This is a genomic window from Nonomuraea antimicrobica, from assembly GCF_039536965.1.
Lineage (GTDB): Bacteria > Actinomycetota > Actinomycetes > Streptosporangiales > Streptosporangiaceae > Nonomuraea > Nonomuraea antimicrobica.
Genome location: NZ_BAAAZP010000221.1, coordinates 1 through 1955 on the forward strand (window position 1 = coordinate 1; position 1955 = coordinate 1955).

General features: G+C 75.4%; 3 protein-coding genes. 2 read left to right on the forward strand and 1 reads right to left on the reverse strand.

Annotated features, from left to right (window positions below):
• Positions 1 to 280, forward strand: a 280-nt coding sequence (locus ABD844_RS47300; protein ID WP_344894676.1) for an FCD domain-containing protein, incomplete at its 5' end; no start/stop codon positions are given.
• A gap of 120 nt (positions 281 to 400) precedes the next feature.
• Positions 401 to 1306, forward strand: a complete 906-nt coding sequence (locus tag ABD844_RS47305) for a D-isomer specific 2-hydroxyacid dehydrogenase family protein (protein WP_344894679.1) — start codon at positions 401 to 403, stop codon at positions 1304 to 1306.
• A 21-nt stretch (positions 1307 to 1327) separates the two neighbouring features.
• On the opposite strand, the gene ABD844_RS47310 is transcribed toward ABD844_RS47305, so the two are convergent.
• Positions 1328 to 1955 (reverse strand): DUF4352 domain-containing protein (locus tag ABD844_RS47310; protein ID WP_344894682.1); only part of this gene is annotated, 628 nt, incomplete at its 5' end.

Genomic DNA, 1955 nt, shown 5'->3' on the forward strand with positions numbered 1-1955 from the left:
CGACGCCGCCTTCCACCGGGTGCTGCTCGCGGCGTCGGGCAACGGCATGTTCGCCCAGCTCGCCGAGATGACCCGGGAGCTGATGGAGGCCCGGCGCGACCTGCTGCTCCTGCCCGAGCGGCTGGACAACCCCGCCGTCCGCCGCCACCTGACCGTGGCCGAGGCGGTCATGGCGGGCCGGGCGGAGGAGGCGGCGCGGGCCGTCGGCTCCATCGTGGCGAGCGCCCGCGACGAGGTCGAACGCATCCTCGACGGCACCGCCTGCCCCTTCGTCACGTGACCGCCCGGCGTCCGGGGACGAGGCGCCCCATATGCTCATTCGCGATCAACGCGTCAGAACCCGGGAGGCTGCCCCGATGACAAGACCCCACGCGGGCCTCGCCGCGAGGACGGTGCTCCGGTGAGCGTCGCCGTCCACGTCGGGCCCGAGCCCGTGCCCGCGCTCATCGACGCCGTACGCCGCGCCGGCGGCCGGGTCGTGCCCCTGGAGGAGGCCGAGGCGATCGTCTACTTCGGCACCGGAGACCCCGGCGAGCTGCGTTCCATGATCCACGAGGGCATCCGCTGGGTGCAGCTCCCGCACGCGGGCGTCGAGCGGTGGGCCGACGCAGGGGTCGTCGCCGCTCACCCGGTGTTCACCGCAGCCGCCGGCGCGTACGGGCCGCAGGTGGCCGAGCACGCCCTGGCCCTGATGCTGGCCGCCGCGCGCGGGCTGCACCGGCTGGCCAGAGCCACCTCCTGGGGGCCCAACACCTCCAGGGAGCTGGCCGGTTCGACCGTGTCGATCGTCGGCTGCGGCGGCATCGGCCGGGCGCTCGTCCGGTTGCTGGAGCCGTTCGGCTGCACGGTGGTGGCGGTCACCGATCGCGGCGAGGTGCCCGGGGCGGCCAAGGTGGTCCCGCGCGCCCGCTACCGCGAGGCGCTGCCCGAGGCCGACTACGTCGTCGTCGCCGCGCCCGCCACCCCCGGCACCAGGGGCATGATGGGGGCGCGCGAGTTCGGCCTCATGCGGTCGGACGCGTGGCTGGTGAACGTGGCCCGAGGCGGCCTGGTCGTCACCGGCGACCTCGTGGAGGCGCTGCGGGAGGGCCGGATCGGCGGGGCCGCGCTCGACGTGACCGACCCCGAGCCGCTGCCGGCCGGCCACCCGCTGTGGGAGCTGGACAACGTACTGATCACCCCACACTGCGCCAACCCGCGCCCGGCCTACTGGCGCGGCCTGGCCGAGCGCGTCACCGCGAACGTGCGCCGCTTCCGCGACGGCGCCCCGCTGGACGGCGTCGTCTCACCGTCGCAGGGCTTCTGACCGACCCCGGCCGGGGCGGGCCTATCCCAGGTTGAGCCTGGCTCCGGTGCTCAGGCCGGAGTCGTGCACCTCGAGCCCCGCCGGCTCCAGGTCCTTCGGCAGCTCGAAGACCAGCGCGCCGGTGAACGAGCGGCCCGCCTCGATCCGGATCGGCATGATCTCCTTGCCGGCCTCGTCGAGCAGCCTGGTGCCGCCGTGCAGGGCGTCGTCCTCGTCGATCAGCTTCTGCTGGCCCGGGTAGAGCACCCTGGCCTCCGGGCCGACGTTGCTCACCTCGACACCGACCCGGCACGTACGCTTCGTCGCCGCCCCGTCCGGCTTGGGGCACTTGGTGTCCGTGACAGCGAACCGCAGCTTGCCGTCCTGCACCGGCCCGTCCTCGCCGACGGCCGGGGACCTGAACAGCCAGCCCATCAGCGTGAGCAGCACCACCATCACCACGGCCGCGATGACCAGGGCGGTCACGCAGCCCGTGAACACCCGCCGCTTCGGCCGCGCGGGCGGGTAGCCCGGCAGCCGCCCCTGGCCGGTGACCGAGTGGTGCGGCAGCGGCCCCTGGCCCGTGTGGTGGGGGAGCGGCCCCTGCCCGGTCTGGTGCGGCGGCGGCATCCGCGCGCCGCCCGGCAGCGGGCCGGTGCGCTCGGCGGGC